Raw genomic sequence first — 1,284 nt, 5'->3', positions numbered from 1 at the left:
GTTTAATGTACCCGTACCGTAAACCGACACAGGTGGATGAGGAGAGAATCCTAAGGCCGGCGGGAGAAGCATTGTTAAGGAACTCGGCAAAATGACCCCGTAACTTCGGGAGAAGGGGTGCTCTTAGAAATAAGAGCCGCAGAGAATTGGCCCAAGCAACTGTTTAGCAAAAACACAGGTCTATGCAAAACCGAAAGGTGAGGTATATGGGCTGACGCCTGCCCGGTGCTGGAAGGTTAAGAGGAGAGGTCAGAGCAATCGAAGCCTTGAATTTAAGCCCCAGTAAACGGCGGCCGTAACTATAACGGTCCTAAGGTAGCGAAATTCCTTGTCGGGTAAGTTCCGACCCGCACGAAAGGCGTAATGATTTGGGCACTGTCTCGACAATGCACCCGGTGAAATTGAAATACCAGTGAAGATGCTGGTTACCTGCGCCAGGACGGAAAGACCCCATGGAGCTTTACTCCAGTTTGATACTGGGATTCGGTATTGCATGTACAGGATAGGTGGGAGGCTGTGAAGCGATGACGCCAGTTGTCGCAGAGCCGCTGTTGGGATACCACCCCTGCAGTACTGGGTTTCTAACCTGCGGCCGTAATCCGGCCGGGGGACAATGTCTGACGGGGAGTTTGACTGGGGCGGTCGCCTCCGAAAGGGTATCGGAGGCGCTCAAAGGTTCCCTCAGAATGGTTGGAAACCATTCGAAGAGTGCAAAGGCAGAAGGGAGCTTGACTGCGACACCGACGGGTGGAGCAGGTACGAAAGTAGGACTTAGTGATCCGGTGGTATGAAAGTGGGATTGCCATCGCTCAACGGATAAAAGCTACCCTGGGGATAACAGGCTTATCACTCCCAAGAGTTCACATCGACGGAGTGGTTTGGCACCTCGATGTCGGCTCATCGCATCCTGGGGCTGTAGTAGGTCCCAAGGGTTGGGCTGTTCGCCCATTAAAGCGGTACGCGAGCTGGGTTCAGAACGTCGTGAGACAGTTCGGTCCCTATCCGGCGTGGGCGCAGGATATCTGAGAGGAGCTGTCCTTAGTACGAGAGGACCGGGATGGACTGACCTCTGGTGTACCGGTTGCACTGCCAAGTGCATGGCCGGGTAGCCAAGTCGGGACGGGATAAACGCTGAAGGCATCTAAGCGTGAAGCCCCCCTCAAGATGAGATATCCCATAGAGTAATCTAGTAAGACCCCTTGAAGACGACGAGGTAGATAGGTGAAAGGTGGAAGCGTGGTGACATGTGGAGCTGATTCATACTAATAGGTCGAGGGCTTAACC

General features: G+C 53.7%; 1 rRNA gene. It reads left to right on the top strand.

Annotated elements, in window-relative coordinates:
• A 23S ribosomal RNA gene (locus LI288_RS13975) occupies nucleotides 1-1,284 on the top strand; the annotation flags it as partial.

It is taken from the genome of Lachnospira pectinoschiza, from assembly GCF_020564355.1.
In the GTDB taxonomy this organism is placed as follows: Bacteria; Bacillota; Clostridia; order Lachnospirales; family Lachnospiraceae; genus Lachnospira; species Lachnospira intestinalis.
Note: the sequence above shows the minus strand (reverse complement) of the source record. Positions and strands in the feature narration are given on the sequence as shown.